Source organism: Mycobacterium sp. NGS17, assembly GCF_059813205.1.
Genome location: NZ_JCALED010000002.1, coordinates 651,846 through 672,530, shown reverse-complemented (window position 1 = coordinate 672,530; position 20,685 = coordinate 651,846). Strand labels below are relative to the sequence as shown.

Annotated in this window: 19 protein-coding genes and 2 pseudogenes; 12 read left to right on the top strand and 9 right to left on the bottom strand. The window is 68.8% G+C overall.

Features of this window, described 5'->3' with window-relative positions; genetic code table 11:
• The first annotated feature begins 150 nt into the window (after positions 1-150).
• From AC5Y7E_RS07380 to AC5Y7E_RS07370, 3 genes are all read left to right on the top strand, one after another.
• Positions 151-2,115: an Hsp70 family protein gene (locus AC5Y7E_RS07380; RefSeq protein ID WP_499948204.1), complete on the top strand. Its 1,965-nt coding sequence runs from the start codon at positions 151-153 to the stop codon at positions 2,113-2,115.
• Between the two features lie 132 nt (positions 2,116-2,247).
• Entirely contained in the window at positions 2,248-3,675 is a 1,428-nt protein-coding gene (locus tag AC5Y7E_RS07375) for a DUF7159 family protein (protein WP_499948203.1), read from the top strand.
• A 67-nt stretch (positions 3,676-3,742) separates the two neighbouring features.
• On the top strand, positions 3,743-4,150 hold the full coding sequence (locus tag AC5Y7E_RS07370) for an Rv0313 family protein (protein WP_499948201.1): 408 nt from the start codon (positions 3,743-3,745) through the stop codon (positions 4,148-4,150).
• 13 nt (positions 4,151-4,163) lie between these two features.
• On the opposite strand, the gene AC5Y7E_RS07365 is transcribed toward AC5Y7E_RS07370, so the two are convergent.
• A complete protein-coding gene (locus AC5Y7E_RS07365) occupies positions 4,164-4,832 on the bottom strand; it encodes a DUF3060 domain-containing protein (RefSeq protein ID WP_499948199.1) in 669 nt (222 codons plus the stop codon).
• Positions 4,833-4,889: 57 nt separating this feature from the next.
• On the opposite strand from AC5Y7E_RS07365, the gene AC5Y7E_RS07360 reads away from it, so the two are divergent.
• The gene (locus tag AC5Y7E_RS07360) at positions 4,890-5,909 is read left to right on the top strand and encodes an NADP-dependent oxidoreductase (RefSeq protein WP_499948197.1); all 1,020 of its coding nucleotides are present in this window, start codon (positions 4,890-4,892) and stop codon (positions 5,907-5,909) included.
• Here AC5Y7E_RS07360 and AC5Y7E_RS07355 read toward each other — a convergent pair.
• The gene (locus AC5Y7E_RS07355; RefSeq protein ID WP_499917834.1) at positions 5,906-6,484 is read right to left on the bottom strand and encodes a hypothetical protein; all 579 of its coding nucleotides are present in this window, start codon (positions 6,482-6,484) and stop codon (positions 5,906-5,908) included. The genes AC5Y7E_RS07360 and AC5Y7E_RS07355 overlap by 4 nt on opposite strands.
• A gap of 308 nt (positions 6,485-6,792) precedes the next feature.
• On the opposite strand from AC5Y7E_RS07355, the gene AC5Y7E_RS07350 reads away from it, so the two are divergent.
• Entirely contained in the window at positions 6,793-7,620 is an 828-nt protein-coding gene (locus AC5Y7E_RS07350; protein ID WP_499948195.1) for a glycoside hydrolase family 16 protein, read from the top strand.
• Here the strand turns inward: AC5Y7E_RS07350 and AC5Y7E_RS07345 are convergent, their stop codons facing one another.
• Positions 7,621-9,063, bottom strand: coding sequence for a glycosyltransferase family 39 protein (locus tag AC5Y7E_RS07345; protein ID WP_499948338.1), 1,443 nt, complete (start codon positions 9,061-9,063; stop codon positions 7,621-7,623).
• Positions 9,064-9,294: 231 nt separating this feature from the next.
• Here AC5Y7E_RS07345 and AC5Y7E_RS07340 point away from each other — a divergent pair, with 231 nt between their 5' ends.
• From AC5Y7E_RS07340 to AC5Y7E_RS07330, 3 genes are all read left to right on the top strand, one after another.
• Positions 9,295-9,600: a hypothetical protein gene (locus AC5Y7E_RS07340; RefSeq protein ID WP_067134226.1), complete on the top strand. Its 306-nt coding sequence runs from the start codon at positions 9,295-9,297 to the stop codon at positions 9,598-9,600.
• A gap of 74 nt (positions 9,601-9,674) precedes the next feature.
• Positions 9,675-10,328, top strand: coding sequence for a GAP family protein (locus AC5Y7E_RS07335; protein WP_499948337.1), 654 nt, complete (start codon positions 9,675-9,677; stop codon positions 10,326-10,328).
• 55 nt (positions 10,329-10,383) lie between these two features.
• The gene (locus tag AC5Y7E_RS07330; RefSeq protein ID WP_499948193.1) at positions 10,384-11,055 is read left to right on the top strand and encodes a GAP family protein; all 672 of its coding nucleotides are present in this window, start codon (positions 10,384-10,386) and stop codon (positions 11,053-11,055) included.
• Here the strand turns inward: AC5Y7E_RS07330 and AC5Y7E_RS07325 are convergent.
• Positions 11,043-11,816, bottom strand: coding sequence for a hypothetical protein (locus AC5Y7E_RS07325; RefSeq protein WP_499948191.1), 774 nt, complete (start codon positions 11,814-11,816; stop codon positions 11,043-11,045). The two genes, AC5Y7E_RS07330 and AC5Y7E_RS07325, sit on opposite strands and share 13 nt — an antisense overlap.
• A 28-nt stretch (positions 11,817-11,844) precedes the next feature.
• Between AC5Y7E_RS07325 and AC5Y7E_RS07320 the strand changes: the two genes are divergently transcribed.
• A complete protein-coding gene (locus AC5Y7E_RS07320; protein WP_499948189.1) occupies positions 11,845-13,344 on the top strand; it encodes a bifunctional phosphatase PAP2/diacylglycerol kinase family protein in 1,500 nt (499 codons plus the stop codon).
• Here the strand turns inward: AC5Y7E_RS07320 and AC5Y7E_RS07315 are convergent.
• The 4 genes from AC5Y7E_RS07315 to AC5Y7E_RS07300 all read right to left on the bottom strand — a co-directional run bounded on the left by AC5Y7E_RS07315 (position 13,289) and on the right by AC5Y7E_RS07300 (position 17,049).
• Entirely contained in the window at positions 13,289-14,731 is a 1,443-nt protein-coding gene (locus AC5Y7E_RS07315) for a xylulokinase (protein ID WP_499948187.1), read from the bottom strand. The two genes, AC5Y7E_RS07320 and AC5Y7E_RS07315, sit on opposite strands and share 56 nt — an antisense overlap.
• Positions 14,728-16,131, bottom strand: coding sequence for a mannitol dehydrogenase family protein (locus tag AC5Y7E_RS07310; RefSeq protein ID WP_499948185.1), 1,404 nt, complete (start codon positions 16,129-16,131; stop codon positions 14,728-14,730). Before AC5Y7E_RS07310 ends, AC5Y7E_RS07315 begins: the two co-directional genes overlap by 4 nt.
• Positions 16,132-16,177: 46 nt before the next feature.
• Positions 16,178-16,522 (bottom strand): DUF732 domain-containing protein, encoded by a 345-nt coding sequence (locus tag AC5Y7E_RS07305; protein ID WP_499948183.1) that lies wholly within the window; start codon positions 16,520-16,522, stop codon positions 16,178-16,180.
• Between the two features lie 185 nt (positions 16,523-16,707).
• Entirely contained in the window at positions 16,708-17,049 is a 342-nt protein-coding gene (locus tag AC5Y7E_RS07300; protein WP_499948181.1) for a DUF732 domain-containing protein, read from the bottom strand.
• A gap of 352 nt (positions 17,050-17,401) precedes the next feature.
• Here AC5Y7E_RS07300 and AC5Y7E_RS07295 point away from each other — a divergent pair, with 352 nt between their 5' ends.
• Positions 17,402-17,938 carry a hypothetical protein gene (locus AC5Y7E_RS07295; protein ID WP_499948336.1) on the top strand — a complete coding sequence of 179 codons (537 nt, stop codon included), beginning with the start codon at positions 17,402-17,404 and terminating at the stop codon, positions 17,936-17,938.
• Between the two features lie 170 nt (positions 17,939-18,108).
• On the opposite strand, the gene AC5Y7E_RS07290 is transcribed toward AC5Y7E_RS07295, so the two are convergent.
• Positions 18,109-18,927 (bottom strand): L,D-transpeptidase, encoded by an 819-nt coding sequence (locus AC5Y7E_RS07290; RefSeq protein ID WP_499948179.1) that lies wholly within the window; start codon positions 18,925-18,927, stop codon positions 18,109-18,111.
• Positions 18,928-18,972: 45 nt separating this feature from the next.
• Between AC5Y7E_RS07290 and AC5Y7E_RS07285 the strand changes: the two are divergent.
• Together AC5Y7E_RS07285 and AC5Y7E_RS07280 are read left to right on the top strand one after the other, a co-directional pair.
• Positions 18,973-20,148, top strand: a pseudogene (locus AC5Y7E_RS07285) (FHA domain-containing protein); the annotation flags it as partial.
• A pseudogene (locus AC5Y7E_RS07280) lies at positions 20,125-20,685 on the top strand (ATP-binding cassette domain-containing protein); the annotation flags it as partial. The pseudogenes AC5Y7E_RS07285 and AC5Y7E_RS07280, both read left to right, overlap by 24 nt.

Genomic DNA, 20,685 nt, shown 5'->3' with positions numbered 1-20,685 from the left:
AAGGCGTTTTGTCAAGGGGTTTTCGGTACCGCTTCGGTGACGCAAGGGCATCGAGCGGATACCAATGACATTGCGAAGCATCGGCTTTCCGCGTGTCCGCGGCTATCGTTGACGCTGGCCACCGACCCCTATAGACGAAGGTTTCGCTCTATGTACGACCCACTCGGGTTGTCGATCGGGACCACGAACCTGGTCGCTGCGCGTAATGGAAGCCCACCGGTTACCCGCCGGTCTGTGCTGACCCTTTACCCGCACTGTGCACCGAAAATCGGTGCGCCCGATGAGAACCCGTACCTAACCGAGCCTGGCGTACCGATGAAGGGCTTTATCGAGCGCATCGGTGATTCCGTTGCGCTGGTGTCACCCGACGGTTCGGCGCACGACCCGGAGCTGCTGACGGTGGAGGCGCTGGACGCGATGGTGCTCGCGGCCGGTGCGGATGCGGCGTGCTCGGAGATTTCCATCGCCGTTCCGGCGCATTGGAAACCCGCGACGGTGCAGGCGTTGCGCGACGCGCTGCGAACCCATCTGGGCTTCGTGCGAAGCGGTATGGCGCCGCGGCTGGTTTCGGACGCGATCGCGTCGCTGACGGCGGTGAAGGCCGAGCTCGGCCTGCCCGACGAGGGCGTGGTGGGCCTGCTCGACTTCGGCGGCAGCGGCACGTCGGCCACGTTGGTCAATGTCGCGGGGGACTTCGAACTCGTCAGCGCCACCATGCGTTACGCCGCGTTGTCCGGTGACGAGATCGACCAGGAGTTGCAGCTGCGTGCGTTCGAGGAGTTGGGGCATGGCAGCGGCCTGGACCCGGCCAGCACCGCCGGCGTCGGGCAGCTCGTCGAACTCAGGGAACAATGCCGGGTGGGCAAGGAGCTGCTCTCGACCGACATGACCACCGAGATCACCGCGGTGCTGGGCGGGCGCAGCTGCAGTTTGACGTTGACGCAAGACGACCTCGAAGAGATGATTGCTGACCGGCTGACCGGCTTCATCTACGCCTTCGACGACATGCTGCTGCGCTACCGCACGAACTGGACGGACCTTGTCGCTGTGGTAACGGTCGGTGGCGGCGCACGCATTCCGTTTGTCACCGAACGACTTTCGGCCCACGGCCGGATGCCGATCCTGACGCCCTCGCAGCCCGCGCTGGCCGCGGCGAGCGGGGCGCTGATCCTGGCATCGCGCGGTGGCGAGCTGGATCTGCGCACGCGGACATCGATAGGGCTGCTCGCCTCGGCCGACGCCGCCGGTGACGTCGTCGACCTCGGCGCCGGCGATGTGCTGGTGATCGATGATGAGGCGCTCACCGATCGCGAATTGGCTTGGTCGCAAACGGAATACCCCGGCGACCTGCGGATGCGGTTCGGTGGCGAAACCTACGACGAAGACGGACCGGCCGGCTGGTCGATGCGGCTCAACGTCATTGAGCCGCCCCGGGAACGCCGACCCTGGTTGCGTCTTCGGTTCTCCCAGTTGATCATCGGCATGTCGGCCGTGGTCGCCATGACGGCGATCGGTGGCGTGGCCTACACGCTGACCGGAATAGAGAACCGGCCGGCCCCGCCCTCGGTCGCGCCCCTGCCTGCGCCCCCGGCGAACTCGGTGGCGCCCCGGCCCGCCGCGCCGCCACCGCCCACCGCGGTGCCGCCACCCCCGCCGCCCAGCGCGCAACCCATCCCGAGCCCCCCGCCGCCACCGCCGGAACCGCCGCCGTCACCGCCGCCTCCGCCACCTCCGGTGGTGGTCACCACCGCGCCGCCGGCGCCCGTCTACACCCCCCGGCATACGGCGCCGCCGACCACCGCGCCGCCGCAACCGACGGTCACCACGACGGTGCCGCCGCCACCGTCGGTGACCACCACGGCGCCGCCGCCGCCGGTGGAAACCACCACACCCCCGCCCCCGCCGACCACTACCACCACCACGGTGCCGATGACCACCGAATGGATCCACGTTCCGCTGCTACCGGTCCCGATCCCGGTGCCGGTTCCACAGCAGCAGGCTCCTGCGACTCCGCAGTACCCGCAATATCCCCAGTACCCCCAGTACCCGCAGTACCCCCAGTACCCCCAGTACCCGGGGAGCGCGCAGAATCCGTACCTGGGGCCGGGTTATTAGCGTTATTCCTGCGTACGCACACCGCCTGCGCAATTAGCTGCACGCGCGTAACGTTTATGTCACCAAGTTCGGGCGGGGTTCCTCCCGTCGTGCCCTCGCAGAGGGCGTTGAAAAGGGCTTTGGAGGCGTTACGTGGACATCGTGCTTGGGGTGTCGATGGCTCCCAGGACAGTCCGCCTGGTGGCGATCGAGGGCCAAAATGCGGACGGCGTGACCGTCGAACAAGAAGAGTTCGAGGTTGGGGCCGCTGGGAATTCGGTTAATTCGGCGGCCGGCGCTGTCGACCAGGTGATCGACGCGATCATCGGCAGCCGCGAAGGTGTGTTGGAGGGCGGCCACCGGCTGACCTCCACGGGGGTCACCTGGAGTGACCCCGCCGGCGTCGGCGCGCTGCGGGAGGCGATCGCCACCTGCGAACTGGGCGGCGTGATGCTGGTCGCACCGTTGCTCGCCGCGGCCGCGCTCGCACAGACCGTCGGTTACGCGCTGGGTTACGAACGCCTCGCGATGCTGTTCGTCGAGCCGGCCAACGCGACGCTGGCCGTGGTCGACGTCGCCGACGGTTCGATCGTCGATCTGCACCGGCGCCAGACCGGCGGCGACCACCCGGGAGGTCTGGCCGCCGAACTCGCGACGATGGTCGCCGGTCTGGACGCGCGCGGGTCTCGTGCCGACGGGGTGTTCCTGATCGGCTGCGGAACCGACATCGTGGCGCTGAAGCCCACGCTCGAGGCGGCCACCCCGCTTCCGGTCACCGCGCCCGAGGAGCCGGACATGGCATTGGCCCGCGGCGCCGCCCTGGCCTCGGCGAACGCCCCGCTGTTCGCATCGTCGACGGCGGCCCTGGCCTACGCACTGGATCCGAGCACCGGAGAGCTGAGTCTCCCCGCGCTCGGCCCGAGCTACCTGGACGTCTGGGGCAACGCCGACGTCGGCACCGGCGCGCGGGCCTACAGCGCGGTCGCGGACGAGGACGACACTCCGCCGCGCCGCCCTCGGTCGATGCTGCTCGCCGGCAGCGCCCTGGTCGGCATCGTCGCCGCGATAGGCGGCGTGGTGCTGGTGACGTTGACCTCGGATCGTCCGGCCGACCGTCACACTTCGGGCGTCAGCGTGGCCACCCCCGGCGTCCAGCTGCCCGCGCCTCCGCCGAAGAACCCGCCGAGCAACCCCCCGCAGGCGCAGCTGCCGGCCCCGAGCCCGGCGCCCCCGCCGCCCGCGCCCAGCCCAACCGAGGTGGCCGCCCCGGCACCCGCATCGTCGCCGGTGCAGCAGTCCGCACCGCAGGCCCCGGTCACTCAGGCACCCGCGGCCCCGGTCTACCGCGCCCCGACCCGGCAGGCACCGCAGTACGTGCCGCCGCCCGTCCGGCAGGCGCCCCCACCGGTCCAGGAGGCTGCGCCCCCGCCGGCCGCGGCGCCCGAGCCCCCGCCTGCCGCGCCGCCCCCGCCGCCCGCGGCGCCGCCGCGGCCCCAGCAGCCACCGGTGACGATGTATCTGCATTTCCCGTTCGTCACGGTGCCTATCCCGATCAACCCCCCGCCGCCGCCCGGCCCGTAACCACGTGGCGAACGGCCTCGACTGAGCGCACACTGGCAGTTACGACATCGAGCGCCAAGGAGGTCGCGTGGGCGAGCACAGTGGATTCGGATTCGACCCCGAAGAGTTCGACCGAATGATCCGGGAGGGCAGCGAGGGGCTGCGCGACGTATTCGAGCGGGTCGGCAAGTTCGTGGCCGGGCCCGGTGTCCGGACGGGGTGGTCCGCCGTTTTCGACGACCTGTCGCGGCGTCCGCGCAGCGCCCCCGAAACCGCGGGCGAGGCCGGTGAGGGCGTGTGGGCCATCTACACGGTGGACGCCGACGGCGGCGCGCGCGTCGAACAGGTCTATGCGACCGAACTCGACGCACTGCGGGCGAACAAGGACAACGTCGATCCCAAACGCAAGGTGCGTTTCCTGCCCTACGGCATTGCGGTCAGCGTCCTCGACGACGACCAAGACGACACCGAAGCCGACGCCGAAGAGCCCGCGTAACAATCGTTTTCGCTCAGCCCTGCTGCACCACGTTGGAGCCGCCGGAGTTGCTGATCTTCGGCGCGCCCGAGTGGTAGGTGACCTTGTTGTTGAAGCCGGAGGCGTCGATGGCCTCGACGGCCTCGACCGTGACCGAATTCTGCACGCCCGACACCGACAGACTGGTGCAGTGGCCGGTGATCGTCACCGTGTTGGAAACCCCGCTGACGTTGACGATGTTGTCGTTGCAGGCGATGGTCCGGTTCTCGTTGATGCCGGCGACGCTGAGTTCGGTACCCGGTGGTGCGGTGGTCGACGTCGACGACGAAAGTGATTTCCTCTGTGATGGAACGGGATTCGTCGAAACGCTCGGCGGGAGCAACGTGGTGGAGATGGTCGGCGGCGAGGCGATGATCGACCTCACGCCGGAAACTTGGTGTGCGGCAAAGGCGGCGATGCCCCCCGCCAGGGCCAACACGCCGACGACGACGACCGTGCCGAGAATCCACCAGATGCGGTTACTCGACGAGCGTTGCTGGAATGGCTCGGGGAGCGGGCCGCCGTAATTCCACGAGGCCGGCGGGGGTGGGGCGCCCGGCTGCCCGGCGGGCTGCGAGCTGCCCTGCTCGGACGCCCGCGCCGTCTCGGCGAGCGGGCGCTCGAGTTCCCGGATTCGGTCCTCCGGGTCTTCGTTTGCTGCCATGGGATGAATATGCCATTCGCTTCTGGCTTTCCGGGCCGTTCGGTAGTTTTTACGATCGTGCCCGATTTGCCGAATCGCCAGGTCCTCCTTCGTCGCCGTCCGTCCGGGCTTGTCCAACCGGATGACACCGAAATGGTCACCACGCCCGCGCCCGAACCCGCCGAGGGCGAGGCGCTGCTGCGCACCACCTACGTCGGCATCGACGCCGCCGCCCGCACCTGGCTCGACGACCAGCCCAGCTACCTTCCGCCGGTCCAGCTGGGTGAGGTGATCCGGGCGGCCGGCATCGGCGAGGTGGTGGCGTCGCGATGCGACGCCTATGCGGTCGGCGACGTCGTCACCACGCTGACCGGTTTCCAGGAGTACGTGATCATCCGCGACGACCTGTTCAGCACGCCGATCCCGGGCGAGGACGACCAGCTGGCGATCATGTCGGTCTACGGCCCGACCGGCGCCACCGCCTATTTCGGGATGACCGACATCGGCCGGCCGCAGCCGGGGGAGACGGTGGTGGTGTCGGCGGCCGCGGGCGCCACCGGATCGGTCGCGGGGCAGATCGCCAAGATCGCCGGCGCCCGCGTGGTGGGCATCGCGGGCGGGCCGGAGAAATGTCGGGCGGTGGTCGAGGACTTCGGGTTCGACGCGTGCATCGACTACAAGAATGACGACGTCGCGGCGGCGCTGAAAAAGCATTGCCCGCAACGCGTCGACGTCTACTTCGACAACGTGGGCGGTCCCATCCTCAACGCCGTGCTGGGCCGCCTGGCCGCCCGGGCGCGCGTCGTGCTGTGCGGCGTCATCTCCAGCTATCTGACCGGCGATCACCCCGGGCCTGCCAACTACGTGAACCTGCTGTCGAAGACCGCCCTGATGCAGGGGTTCAACGCGCTCGATCAGTGGGGCCGCTTCGACGAGGCGTTCGCCGCGCTACGCCAGTGGGCGGCCGAAGGCCGACTTCACCACCGGCAGACCATCTTTGAGGGCATCGAGTCCTGTGTCGATGCCCTCAACGGCTTGTTCACCGGCGTCAACGTCGGCAAGACCCTGGTCAGGCTGAGCGAACCCAGTCCCCGCTAGGCGGCGCCGAGCGCCCGGTGCAGCGCCTTGCGCGCATCGGTCAGCGCCTCGAGCACCTTGGTTCGCGCCTCGGCGAGCTGCTGCTTCTGCTCGTCGGTGCCCGTCCATGCGATGGTGCGGGCCAGTCCGGCGATCTCGAAGAATTCCTTGCGGATCTTCACCACGTCACCGAACTTGGCCGCACGGCTCAAGAAGGCGTGGGCGGTCTCGCTGCTGATTCCGCGCCATGCCAACACGTTTCGGCCGAGTTCGGTCAGCGTCGCCACGCCGCCGTCGACGGTGACCACGCCGCGCCCGGCGAGGATGCCGATCGCAAGCTCGGCCACGTCCTGCGGAGGCGTGAACGCGCCGCCGGTCGCGTCGGACACCCGTTGCACCACTTGCGCGGCGTCGGCCGGCCCGTCCAGCAGCAATGCCGCGGTGACGAACGCCGCGCGCTTGAGGCCGTGGCGACCCTTCTTGCCGAAGTGGGCGAAGCCGGGACCGCCGGCGCCCGGGCCGCCGAATCCCGGAGCGCCAAAGCCCGGACCGTCGAAACCGGGACCACCGAAATTACCGAAGAATCCATGAGACATGGCTGTTTCCTTTCTCAAACCATCAACCTCCTTGATACCAGCGGCGGCGCATATGTCAACTAAGTTGATGGTTGAGTCGCGAAATCCCTAGAAGTGGGCCACTCGGCTGCTATCGTCGCTTGTTTATGCCAGGGGGATCGCGGCAGCGGCTCGTGAGCGGGAACGCCGCGCGCGGATCGGGTGCGCGCGGACCCCGACCGCGGCATGCATGCCACCCCACCGCGTGGTTTCATAACACCGTTTGCGAGAGTTGCCTGGGGAGAGTCCGCCGAGCTTGACGAGCCGGCTTCGAACGATTGGTGGATTAGATGGATCGTCGCAGCATGATGTTGATGTCGGGCCTCGGCATGCTCGGGGCTGCGATGCGCTTGCCGGGCGCGTGGGCGACCCCGTCGGGCCCGCCGGTGCCGGCCGCGCCGGCGGCCGGAGGCGGCGGCTACATCTTCGCCGACGAGTTCGACGGCCCCGCGGGTTCGGCTCCCGATCCGGGCAAATGGACCATTCAGACCTGGCAGGACGACGTGTTCCCGCCGGTCGCGGGGATATACCGCGACGACCGCCGAAATGTGTTCCAAGACGGGAACTCCAACCTCGTTTTGCGCGCCACCCAGGAAGGGGACACCTACTACGGCGCCAAAATGCGGGGCAACTTCCGCAGCATGATCAACCAGACTTGGGAAGCTCGGATAAAGCTGAACTGCTTGGAGCCGGGCCTGTGGTCCGCGTTCTGGGGCGTCAACGAGGATCCGCTGCCCGACGGCGAGGTTGACCTCTTCGAGTGGTACGGCAACGGCTCGTGGCCTCCGGGGACGACCGTGCACGCCGCGTCGAACGGCAAGACCTGGGAGGGCAAGTCGATCCCCGGGATGGTCGACGGCAACTGGCACACCTGGCGCATGCATTGGGGCGAAGAAGGATTTCAATTCGCCCGAGACGGGGCACAGTACTTCAGCGTTCCGAACAAACCCATCCATGTTCACGGCGGCGCCCCCGACGACTTCCGGTGGCCGTTCAACAACCCCGGCTACTGGATGACACCCATGTTCACCCTGGCGGTCGGCGGCGTCGGCGCCGGCGATCCCGCGGCGGCGACCTACCCGGCGGACATGCTCGTCGACTGGATCCACATCTGGTGACTATCGCTGGGCTTTGAGCACCTGGACCAGGTTGAACTGCCAGCGCTCCACCAGCCGGAAGCCCAGGTCGTGCGGCACTGCGAAGGCGGTGCTCGCCCAATAGACCGGGCCTGGCGGCAGCGCCGGGCCCTGCTCGTGCGCCGGCTGGGACGGGTCGGCCTGGGTGATGATCCAGACGACGCCGCACTGGCTCAGCGGCGTGGCCACCACCTCGGGGATGAGATTGGTGTCGAACACGTCGTTGCGGTCGGTCGCCTTCTGCCACAGCGTGAGATCGATCAGCTTGCGATAGGCGTCCGGGCGCGCCGCCAGCAGCGGGCGCATGGGCGCCGGCATGAACGTCACCGTGTCGTTCACCAGTAGACAATCGCCCGGTGCCGCCTTCGCGCTGATCAGGTCGGCGACCTGGCTGTAGTCCATGCCGTATTTGGCGTACGGGTTGCGTTGCACGCGAACATAATTCGGAGCGGCGGCCACCGCGAAAAGGCCGATGACCGCCGTTGTCACCCATGGTTTGCCGGCCACCGCGCCACTGCAGACGCCGAGGATCAACGCCAATGCGGGGGCGGTGAAGCACAAGTAGCGCGGCGTGTAGATCGGGTGAACCAGCGCCGAATACGTGACGATCGCGGCCGTCGGCGCCGCAAGCCACCCCGCCGCGAGCACCAGCAGTTGGCGCTGCGGGCCCGCCGGGCGAGCGGACCCGCTGAGCCACAACACGATTGCCGCGCCGATCAGCAGCGCCGACAGCACTGCGAACGGCGGGCATCGCTCGAAATACTGCTGCATCAGCACGTCTTCGACGGTGCGGTGACCGATGGGTGCCACCCAACTGATCTGGTGTGCCTGCCCGGCCACCGCCGTCAGGAACGGCAGCAGTGCGGCCACTGCTGCGGCCGAGGCGATCGCGAAGCCCAGCAACGTCATTCGGCGTCGGTGGAAGATGCACACGAACACGACATAGGCCGCCAGCAACAGCGCGAGGTACGCGTCGAGCAGGATCGAGAAACCCAGAGCGACGGCATACGACAGCCACAGCCACGCGGTGTCGCGGCGCGCGGCGTGAACCAGCAGGACGGTCAGCCACACCGCGGCCATCATCGACAACGCGTAAGGGCGGGCCTCGATGCCCGCCCACGTGGTCCGCGGCAGGATCGCACAGAACGCACCGGAGGCCACCGCGACGCTGCGGGAGGAGAACTGTTTCCCCAACACCACGACGCCGGCGGCCGCGCCGCCCACCGCCAGCGCGCTGGGCGCGCGCGACCAGAACTCGGTCGGCGGAAAGACCTGGAACCAGCCGTGCATGAGGACGTAATACAGACCGTGGACGGCGTCGACATTGGCCAGCATGTGCCACAGCTGGCCCAGCGACCGGCTGTAGGCGGCCGAGATGGTCGCGGCCTCGTCGTACCAGAAGGAGGGCCGGGCGGCGCCGGCCATGCTCACCGCGGCGGCCACGATCGCGATCACCAGCGGGTCCAGCGCGGCCGGCGCCACCCACCGGCGACCGTCCGGCGCGCCGCGGCGACCGCCTGACGCCTCGGTGGTTGCGATGCTCACCGAACCGCCCTGGACGTCGCGGTTTGGCTGAACACACCGCTATGTTGCCAGAAGCCAACTGCCCCGATCAGGGGGCTCAACGATGCGCCTATTCGAACGTATGATCGATCAATGGGTCCGCTCGCGTCGATCGGGTACAACGGCCAACCGGTCCGCAGCCCGTTTCGGGTGGTCCGTCCCGCGATCGCGGTTCTGGTCGACCTGACCGTCCTCTTCCCGCGCGAGCCGCACCGCTCGGGGCGGTATCAGCCCAACGGTCTGCAGCTGCACAAGGTCGTCGAGGGGTGGCTGAGCTGCTGGGCCCTGTGCGAGCAGGGCGACTGGTGGGGCCTGGTGACCTATCCCGTCGCGTACGGATCCAAGCGCAGAACCGTGACGCACTGGGTGCCCGCGTGGACGCTGCGCCGCAAAGGCTGACCGGTGCGGTCAACCGCTGCGTGAGCGTCACGCCAATGCGATGATTGCTGCCCGTGGAGGCAAGTTGGGCCGCGGTGCTGGGCAAAGTCGTCGCGCTGGCGGCGGTCATCGCGCTGTCACCGATCACGGTCATTCCCGCGGTGCTGGTGCTGCATGCGCCGCGCCCACGCCCGGCCGGCCTCGCCTTCCTGGGCGGCTGGCTGCTGGGGCTGGCAGCTCTCACCGCGGCGTTCGTCAGCGGCTCGGAGCTGCTCAGTGGTTTCCACGCGACCCCGCCGAAATGGGCGGCCTGGGTGCGGCTGGCGTTCGGCGTGGCGCTGCTCGCCCTGGCGGCCTACCACTGGTTCACCAGGCATCGTCAGCGCAACATGCCACGCTGGATGCGTTCGTTCTCCACGCTCTCGCCGGTACGCGCCGCAGTGATGGGCGCCGTGCTGGCGCCGGTGCGCCCGGAGGTGCTGATCCTGTGCGCGGCCGCCGGCCTGGCCGTCGGCAACAGCAGCCTGAGCGCCGGCGCCCAGGTGATCGCCGCCGCGATCTTCGTCGTGCTCGCCGCGTCGACGGTCGCCATCCCGATACTGGCTTACGTCGGCGCCGGTGACCGCCTCGAGGACGCCCTGGAACGTCTCAAAGCCTGGATGGAGGCCAACCACGACGCGATGATGGCCGTCATCCTGTTCCTGATCGGGTTGATCGTGCTCTACAACGGGATTCGCACGCTGGCCTGACCCGGTTCGGCGCGTTCGACGTCGCATCGCCCGCGGCGATGGCAGGATGCCGCCCATGGCAGGAAGCTGGGGGACGGTGCTGACCGGCCTCGTTCCGCTCGGACTGGTCATCTCGCTCTCACCGCTCACTGTCATTCCGGCGGTGCTGGTGCTGCAGGCGCCGCGGCCGCGGCCGAGCAGCCTTGCGTTCCTGGGCGGCTGGCTGCTCAGCCTGTCCGCGCTGACGGCGCTGTCTGTCGCGGCCTCCGGCCTGCTGGGCGGCCTGGACAAGGCGCCTCCGCGGTGGTCATCGTGGCTGCGCGTGGTGCTGGGGTCGGCGCTGATCGTCTACGGCATCTACCGATGGCTCAACCGGCACGGTCAGGCCGAATCCCCGGCCTGGATGCGCTCGTTCGCCAGCATCACCCCGGCCCGCGCCGGGATCGTCGGGGCGGTGCTGGCCGTGGTGCGCCCGGATGTGGCGCTCATCTGCGTCCCGGCGGGACTGGGCATCGGCACCAGCGGACTGGGTCTCGCCGGCGACTGGGCGGCCGCGGCCTTCTTCGTGGCCATCGCCGCCTCCAGCGTCGCGATCCCGATATTGGCGTACGTGGCGGCCGGTAGCCGCCTCGACGACACGCTGGCGCGGCTCAAGGACTGGATGGACCGCAACAACGGCGCCCTGCTCGCGGCGGTCTTCGTGGTGATCGGCGCGATGGTGCTCTACCACGGGATTCACGCCCTGTAGCCACCGTCGGACAGGCCGGCGTCCTCTTCGAACCTGTTCACCGCGCCAAACACCAACTCGCGGAACAACTCCCGGCCGTAGCCGGCGAGCATGCCCAGGTAGCCCCGGTCGGCCCATTGCGCGGCGTGCCGCTCTTCGTGATGCAACACCCGGTCCAGGTCGAGGCGGCTCACGCGGGGCGTGCGGCTGCCGTCGAGATACCAGGCGTGCCCGGATGAGACGACTTGGCGGAGCTGCCCGCCGGGGTCGGCGGGCTTGCCCGTGTTCATCATGAAGATGTCACCCCAGGTAGTGCCGCCGCGCTGGCTGAACAACCGTTGCATCCAGTTGCCGCCCAAGCCCATCAGCATGCCGTTGGGGGTGGCGACCAGCCGTCCGCCGTTGCGGTGCACGAAGGGCACGTCGCGACGGTAGCTCCAGCGATTTGCGTTCTGCCGGAACATGATTCGCGCCACCTCGGCGGCGCTGTAAGGGGTGGGAGGAAAGTCGGTCGGCCGCCCGCCCGGCTTACCGTAGCCGGTATCCGCGTTGAGGATGTAGGTCATCAGCGCGGCGTCGCGGGCGCGGGCGCCGTCGGCGTAGGCCGGGATGAGGAAGAACGACTTGCCGTGCGGGTCCTCGAGCTGGGCCATGCCCTCGAGCACTCCGAAGCGTGCGGCCGTGACGCCGTGCCGGCGGGCGATCTCGGCGACGACGTGCGCGTCCACGCCGCGGCGTTCGGCGTTGTCGCGCCACCTCATGCAATAGCCCTGTGCGTCCATGTCTCCGGACCAATTTAGGGTGTAGCGAATGAACAGGGGGCCCCGCCAACGCGGACGCGGCATCAAACAGATCACCCGGGGACTGGGCACGCTGGACCGCGAACTGTTCGATGCCATCGCCGAAACGGACACCCCGCTGCTGGACAGGGTCATGCCGCCGCTGACCCGCGCGGCGGACCATTCCAAGCTCTGGGTCGGCATCGGTGCGGCGCTGCTCGCCACGGGCAGGCAAAGCGCGCAGCGGGGCGCGACCCGTGGCTTGGTGACGCTGGCCGTAACCAGCCTGGTCACCAACCAGGTCGCGAAGCGGATCCGCCGGCGGCCGCGCCCCGGGTATGACTTGGTGCCGCTGATCAGGCAGGTCCGCCGGCGCCCGACGTCGAATTCCCTGCCGTCCGGACACTCCGCCAGCGCCGCCGCGTTCGCCGTCGGGGTGGGGCTGGAGAACGCGCCGCTGGGTTTCGGGCTGGCGCTGCTGGCCGGGCTGGTGGGCCTGTCGCGGGTGGCGACCGGCGCACACTACCCCGGCGACGTCATCGCCGGATTCGGCATCGGCTCGGGCTTGGCCGTGCTGGGCGGGCGGCTCGTCCCGCCGATCACCGAAACCGCCCGGCCGCGAACCGAACCGCTCCGCGTCGCCGCGCCGCAGCGGCCCGACGGCGCCGGGGTGATCCTGGTCATCAACCCGGAGTCGGGCAGCGGCACCGGCGCCCGCGTCGTCGAGGAAGTGCGCGCCGAGCTGCCCAAGGTCGACATCCGCGAACTGGGCCCCGACGACGACCCGGTGCAGGTTCTGCGGGGCGCGGCCGAACAAGCCGAGGTGCTGGCCGTGGGCGGCGGTGACGGCACCGTCGCGGCCGCCGCCGGGGTGGCCATCGACGCGGGACTTCCGCTGGCGGTCTTTCCCGCCGGGACGTTCAACCACTTCGCCAAGGACATCGGCTGTGACACCGTGGCCAAGACGGTCGACGCCATCCGGCGTGGCCACGTTGCGTGCGTGGACCTGGTGTGCCTCAACGAAACTCAGATGGTCCTCAACACCGCCAGCATCGGCGCGTACCCGGCCTTCGTGCGGCGCCGCGAGAAACTCGAGAAACGCATCGGCAAGCCGCTGGCCGGGCTCTACGCGATGCTGCGCACGCTGCGCACGGACCAGCCCGTGCGTATCCGCTATGACAACAAGACCCTGCTGACATCGCTGTTCTTCCTGGGCAATTCGCTGTACCTGCCGAACGGGTTCGCGCCGGCGCGGCGGACCCGGATGGACGACGGCCTGATCGACGTCCGCATCCTCGAGGCCGGCCGGCGCTGGGCGAGGACCAGGATCCTGACCGCGCTCGTCCTGGGGCGCCTGCAGCGCAGCCCGCTCTATCACGAGTTGCAGGTGCCGGAATTCAGCTTCAGTGCCGTCGACGGTCCCACGGTCGTCGCGTGCGACGGCGAGGTCGGCGACAAGTACGACAAGGCCAGCTTCAGCGCGAAGTACCGAATCCTTCCGGTGTTTCGTCCGCTTCGCGACGACCGGTGACTCCCTCGGTGAGGTCGCGCACCCGCGCGTAATGCGCCAGCACCTCGGGCGCGGGCTCCGCGGTGTATTCGTCGGTGGGCGGCGGTTGCCACGCGGGCGGACGGTCCGAGCCGCTCAACGCCCACGCCGCCTGCCGCGCCGCACCCAGCGCGACGTACTGCGCCGGCGCGGGTGCCAGCACCGGCATGCCGAACACCGTGGGGGCGATCTCGCGTAGCGCCCGGGACTGGGCGCCGCCGCCGACCAGCAGGATCCGCCGCGCGGCGACACCGTGCGCGGCCAGATGCGCCACTCCGTCGGCGAGCGAGCACAGCAGTCCCTCCACCGCGGCCCGGGCCAGATTGGCCGGAGTCGCATTCGCGACGCGCAGACCGTGCACCGCTCCGGTTGCGTTGGGCCGGTTAGGCGTTCGCTCGCCTTCCAGGTACGGAATCAGCACCAGCCCGGCGCTGCCGGGAGGCGCCGACAGCGCGAGCCCGGACAGCTCGTCCTGCCCGACTCGCAGCATCGTGGCCGCGGCCTGAAGCACCCGCGCACCGTTGAGGGTGCACACCAGCGGGAGATAGCGCCCGGTGCCGTCGGCGAATCCGGCGACGAATCCCGCGTCGTCGCGCACCGGATCCGCGGTCACGGCGGCCGCCACCCCCGAGGTCCCGATGGAGACGACCACGTCGCCCTCCTCGGCGCGCAGGCCGAGCGCCGCGGCGGCGTTGTCACCGAGTCCCGCTCCGAATGTGCTTGCGCCGCCTTCGGTTCGGTCCGACGGGCCGAGCACGATCGGCAGCTGGGGACGACGGCCGCGCAGCGCCAGTTCCAGCAGATCGAAGCGGTAAGCGCCCGTTGCGGCATCGTAGTAGCCGGTGCCGCTGGCGTCGCTGCGGTCGGTGGTCAGGGTCGTGATGTCGGATTCGCCGCGCAGGCGCCACGTCAGCCAGTCGTGCGGCAGGCAGACCGCCGCGGTGCGGTCGGCGTGCTGCGGCTCCCGGTCGGCCAGCCAGCGCAGTTTCGCCACAGTGATCGCGGCCAGCGGCACGACGCCGACGGCCCGGGCCCAGGCATGCGCGCCACCGAGCTCGCCGACGAGTGCGCGTGCGGCGCCGGCCGATCGCACGTCGTTCCACAGCAGCGCGGGACGCACCACCCGCCCGGCGCGGTCCAGGCACACCATGCCGTGCTGCTGCGCACCGACGGCGACCGCCTCGACACCATCCAGGCCGCCCGCGTCGTCGATGGCCTTACGGGCGGCGATTTCCCATGCGTCCGGGTCGATTTCGGTGCCGTTCGGGTGATCGGCGTGTCCCTCGCGCACCACCCGGCCGGTGGCGCCGTCGCACACCAGCACTTTGCAGGACTGTGTCGACGAGTCGATGCCGGCGACCAGCGTCATGATCCGCCGGCACCGATCAGCGCCCGCAGCGTTGCGCGGGCACCGTTGCGGTGCAGCGAGTCCAGCGCCCACAGGTAGGACTCGCGGAAGCGTTCGTGGTCGACGAGATCACCGAATACCGAACGGTTGGCCAGGAACGCGACGGGGTTGTCGCGCTGCGAGCGGGCGATCGGAACAAGGGACTCGGCGAGCCGGTCCACCACCTCGATTGGTTGGCCCTGCTCGTCGACGCCCTCGGCATAGCGCGCCCAGCTCGCGACGATCGCCGCGGCAAGCCGCACCGCGCCGCCGGTGCGCAGATTGTCACGCACCACGGGTAGCAACCACTTCGGGATGCGATCCGAGGACTCGGCGCACAATCTGGCCACCGTGTCGCGGATGTAGGCGTTGGCGAAGCGCGGCAGGAGTCCGGCTTTGAACTCGTCCAGCCCCGGGATGCGCTGCAGCGTCGGCATGGCCTCCGAATTCATATAGCGGGCAAGGAACTCGGCGATCAGCGGATCCTGGGCGGCGTCGTGCACCAGCCGGTATCCGGCGAGGTACGCGAAATAGCACAGGCCCTGATGGGAGGCGTTGAGCAGCCGCAACTTCATGGCCTCATACGGCGCCACGTCGTCGACGAGTTGTACCCCTGCTTGATTCAACGGCGGCCGGCCGGCGGCGAAATCGTCTTCGACCACCCACATGGCGAAGGGTTCGGCGATGACGGGCCAGGCATCGGCCACACCGAACTCGGAGTCCAGCCGCTCGAGCACGTCGGGCGTGGTCACCGGCGTGATCCGGTCGACCATCGAGTTGGGGAAGGTGGTCTTCTCGCGCATCCATTGCGCGAGTTCGGGATTGATGTGTTCGGCGTATGACGTGAAGACGCGCCGCGCCATGTCGCCGTTCCCGGCGATGTTGTCGCAGGAGACGATCGTGGGGGAGGGCAGGTCGCGCTCGCGCCGCCGATCGCACGCCTCGGCGACCAACTCGAACACTGCGCTCAGCGGTGGCTGATAGCCGCCCTCGGTGATGGTGAGCGAGATGATCCGGGTGGCCGGATCGGCGAGCAGATCGACCACCGAGCCGGGATCGTCAGGCGCATAACGGTAGTCGACGATGGAGCCGATGACCCGCGGTTCCCGCGTGCCATCGGGGTGTTCGAGGATCAGCGTGTACAGATGGTCCTGGCCGCGCAGCGCGTCGCGCATGCGCCGATCACCCGGCAGCACGCCGATTCCGCAGATCCCGAAGTCCTGGGCCAGCCCGTCGCTGAGTAACCGGTCGATGTACATGGCTTGGTGGGAACGGTGAAAACCGCCGACGCCGAAATGCGCTATGCCGACGCCGATTTGACTGCGGTCATACGTCGGGACCGGGATCTTGAGGCCGGTCACGTTCGCTGCGTTGAGCCTCACTCGAGGTCACCCTAGCGCGGACCGCCGCGCGCGGGGCTAAAACGCGTCAGGCGTTGGGGCACAAATCGCGCAGCGCGAAGATCACCACGTCTGCGGCCTGTCGACCGTTGATCCCACCGGTGCCCTGGTCGGCGTCCGAGCGCTGCAGCGCCAAAGCCTCCAGCTGTTGCGGAGAAGCGCCCCACGAAAGCTGCTGGCAAAGGTCGGCACCCATCTGCAACAGCTCCGGGTCGCCGCCGTTGACGGCGTGGATGCCGGCGTTGTGCAGGTCGTTGATGAAGGCGGCCTGGTCGGCGCGCGCCGGGCCGGCGCAGAGGACCCCGGCGAGCACAAGCGGGCCACTCGCCAGCGCCGCACCCACGAACCGGCCAAACGGCCTGCGTGCCGCCATCAACCTTCTCCCTGTGTGCGCCGGATGCCGATGATGCACTTTTACACAAAACCGCGAACACCCGCTGCGCGAACAAGTCGGGGAAGTGAACAGTCGGCCAAGAACGGCGGAGGCTACCCGCGGACCGGCGCAATCCAGGCGCCCACGCTCAAGGGCCGCGAAACTACGGAAGTGTCAGATGAGCCCTAGCCGCCGGGGCAAAGGTCCCGCTCGGCGTAGCCGACGATGTCGTTGGCCTGCTGCGGACTGAGCCCGCCGGCTCCTTGCCGTTCGTCGGACCGTTGCAGCGCCAAACCGACGAGCTGGGATTCGGGGGCGCCCCACGAGAGTTGCTGGCATACGTTCAGGCCCGCCTGCAGCAGAGCGCCGTCACCGCCGGTAACGGCGTGGACGCCGTCTCTGTGCATGTCATTGAGGAAAGTGGTCGCGTCGGCCTGTGCTGGACCGGCCCAGATAAGGCTGGCGAGAAGCGGGCCGCCGAGCAGAGCCGAACCGATGAACCCGGTGGTGAGACGACGTGGGGACATAGCCTCTTCTCCTCGTTACGTCAACAGTTCTAATCTCGATGTTAACTTCTCCGTAACCTTCAAAGCGATAACTGTTCACCAACAGTTTCCTGTGAAGCACCTGCGGAAAATTTAATTCGGTGAGATTCGAAACCCGTCCGGCGACCGCTGGCCTTCGGCGTTTAGTGGCGATCTGCCTTGAGTTCTGATTCGTGACGCCGTTGTGACGTCACCATTTGGAAACGGCACGGTGCGGCGTGGCGCGTGTCGCGCGCGTGGTGCTGACAATTGGCGCGGTCGCGAAAGTGACCTCGGTACGGCTAGGCGGGCCTGCTGCACCAGTGCGAAATAGCTGAGCGTGAATAAAGGAGAGTTGACGCTGATGGCGATCGTCGATCGGTTCAACATCAAAGTAGTTGCCGGCGTTGGGTTGTGCGGGGCTGCTATCGCGTTGAGCCCCAATGCGGCGGCCGCCCCGCTGATCACGGGCGGCAACGCGTGCATCGAGGGGCAGGCCGGCGAGGCGCCGGCCGCCGGCGGTCCGGTCGCGGGCGCAGGGCCCGTGGCTGCTGGTGCGCCGGCCGCCGGGGGCATGTGCGCTGCGCCCATGATTGACATGTCCGGCGTGCCGATGGCCGTGCCAGGCCCCGTGCCGGTCGGTGCTCCGGTGCCGATCGTGCCGCCGTTGCCCCTCGCGCCGCCGATTCCGGTAGTGCCGCCGGTGCCGGTCGTGCCGGCCGGCGCGCCGCTGATTGCGCTGGGTGGGCCGGCGGCTGCCGGTGCGCCCCTGGACGCGGCCGCTCCGCTCATCGACATGTCCGGGGTGAAGGATGCGCCAACGGGTCCGGCACCGAGCGGCGGACCGGTGCCCGGCCAGCCGGTTCCCGCCGGCCCCTCGGGCGCGAGCTGACGCCGAGTTTTGAGTGAACGGGACGGGCCCGCTGGTGTGTCACCAGCGGGCCCGTCCCGTTGCGTGGCGCGCAGGTAAGGCAACGTCGCCGCGTCCCAAAAGTCCCAAAAGCCGCGCACGTCAGGGTGATTGAAGCGACGCACCGGGCTAACGCCTAAGTGCAGAGCTTCCTAATTGTAAGTCGAGTCCACGACCATCACCGGGTCGCCGACGTTGACGTGGTCGTAGTACCACTCGGCGTCTTCGGGACTCAGGCTGATGCAGCCGTGGCTGACGTTCTCGAGCCCCAGTGAGGAGACGGCCCACGGAGCCGAATGCACGAAAAGGCCGCGGTTGGTGATGCGGACGGCGTAGTTCACCGTGAGCAGGTAACCGTTGGGATCGTCGACGGGAATGCCGACGCTGCTCGAATCCATGGTCACCGCAGGATCTTTGGACAACACGGTGTACGTGCCGACCGGCGTCGGGTATTCCGGCCTACCCATCGATGCGGGCATGACGCCTTGCTCGCCGAAGTGCGGCCGGTGGTGCGGCGCCGGCAGTGCGGACGGTGGTCCCGTCTGGACCCCGTCGATGCTCACGGTGAAGGTGTGGTCGGAGATGTTGGCGACCCCGACCACGGCAGGACCCGTTTTGATCTCAGTGGTCACGCCGCCGACTGTCAGCGCAATCGTGCTGTGCGCGGGCCAGTATCTGTCCGGAACCCACTGCGCGACATCGTTGTCGAGCCAGTCGAACTTGCCGGTCATGGCGGGCGTTGATTTGACTTCGATGGAGCGCTCGGCCGCCTGCCGATTGGCTACGGGTGCGGTGAATCTCACCAGCACGGGGTGCGCCACGCCGACCACCTCGTCGCGCGCCGGCAGGATCGACGCGATCGCGAACCCACGCGACTGGTTGGACGCCGCCAGGCTCACGTCGGCCGGCGTCACGACAACACTCGCAGCGGCTCCGATCACCGCAAGAACACACCGAACACCCGTCCGCATGGCTCCAATTCCTTTTGAATGACCTTGTTGTAGTAGGGATGATAAATGTGCGCTGAGCTGCGAAAGTACAAGGGCGCGTTGATGTTTGGCCACACCTCGGTCACGTTTTGGCCAAGGGTGTTCGGTTGCGCGGCCGGCGGTGAATTGGGATCGAGTCGTGACCCGCCCGTGGCTCGGCCGCGCGAACTCGGAGTTGCCACTCACGACCGCGGCGGCCCGGACAGCAAAGACGATCGTGAACTGCAGACCAATATGGCGAAACCCTGGCGCCGCGGAGACGGCGGGTCGAATACTGAGTGGATGAGTAGGCCCGCACCGCCCGTGCTGACGGTCCAATCGAACTGGTCACGGCGCAGTTTTGCCGCCGGTCACGATGTCGTCGTGGGAAGTGACCTGCGCGCCGACATGCGCGTCGCGCACCCGCAGATCGCCCGCGCGCACCTGTTGTTGCGTTTCGATCGCGGCAAATGGATGGCGATCGACAACGGATCCCCGACGGGAATGTTCGTCAATGGCGGCCGGGTCGCCGTCGTCGACATCCGCGACGGCCAGAGCATCAACGTGGGAAGTCCCGACGGGCCGCGGTTGAGCTTCGTGATCGAAAGCCACGACAGGACGGTGGGCCAGCTGCCGCCGACGGTCGAAGGTATGCAGGCCCTCAGGCGCCCCGGCGCCCCGAAACCGGCGCACCCCGAGTACCCGCAGCAACCCGGCGGCTCTTCGCCCCGCATCGCGCGACCGCAGCCCGCCCCGCTCCGTTACGCCCGGGGCGGCCCGCCGCCGCCGGCACCGCAGCAAGCCGGCGGCCCGCGCCGCGCTGTCGGCTATCCGGGCCAATCGTCTCCGCCCCGCGTGCCCCAGCCGGCACCGCCGGCCGAAGGGCCCGCGCAGCCGGCGGCAAAAGGTCAACTGACCGAGATCGGAGCGGAGGCACTCGAAGCCGCGCAGTTCGATAGCACCAACCTGCGGCGGGCCGTGCAGCGGTCGCGGTCGACGCTCGCTGCGCCACCCACGGGCGCCGCCGTGATCGGTCGCGCCGAAGACAGCGACGTCGTCATCTCGGATGTCTTGGCGTCGCGCCATCACGCCTACTTGGTCTCCAGCGCGACCGGCACGGAGATCCACGACGCGCACAGCATCAACGGCACCTTCGTCAACGGCACCCGAATCTTGTCGGCGCCGCTGACGGAGGGCGACGTGGTCACCATCGGCAACGTCGACCTGGTGTTCAACGGCGAGATCTTGCTCCGCCGCGCCGAAGCGGCCACCCGCACCGGCGGGCTGGAGGTGCGCGAGGTCGACTTCGACGTCGACGGCAAACGGTTGATCCAGAAGGTATCCATGACGGCCAGGCCCGGCACGCTGACCGCCCTCATCGGTGGGTCCGGTGCCGGGAAAAGCACGTTGTCCCGGCTGATCGCCGGGGCCACCTGTCCCACCTCCGGCTCAATCACCTTCGAGGGCCACGACATTCACGCCAGCTTCGCGTCCTTGCGCAGCCGGATCGGGATGGTGCCCCAAGACGACGTCGTGCACCGCCAGCTGACCGTGACACAGGCGCTGAGTTATGCGGCCGAGTTGCGGCTGCCGCCCGACACCAGCAAGCAGGACCGCGCACAGGTGGTCGCGCAGGTCATCGAGGAACTCGGGTTGACCAAGCACGCCGATACCCGGGTGGACAAGCTGTCCGGCGGACAGCGCAAGCGTGCCTCGGTGGCACTCGAGCTGCTCACCGGGCCGTCCCTACTGATCCTGGAC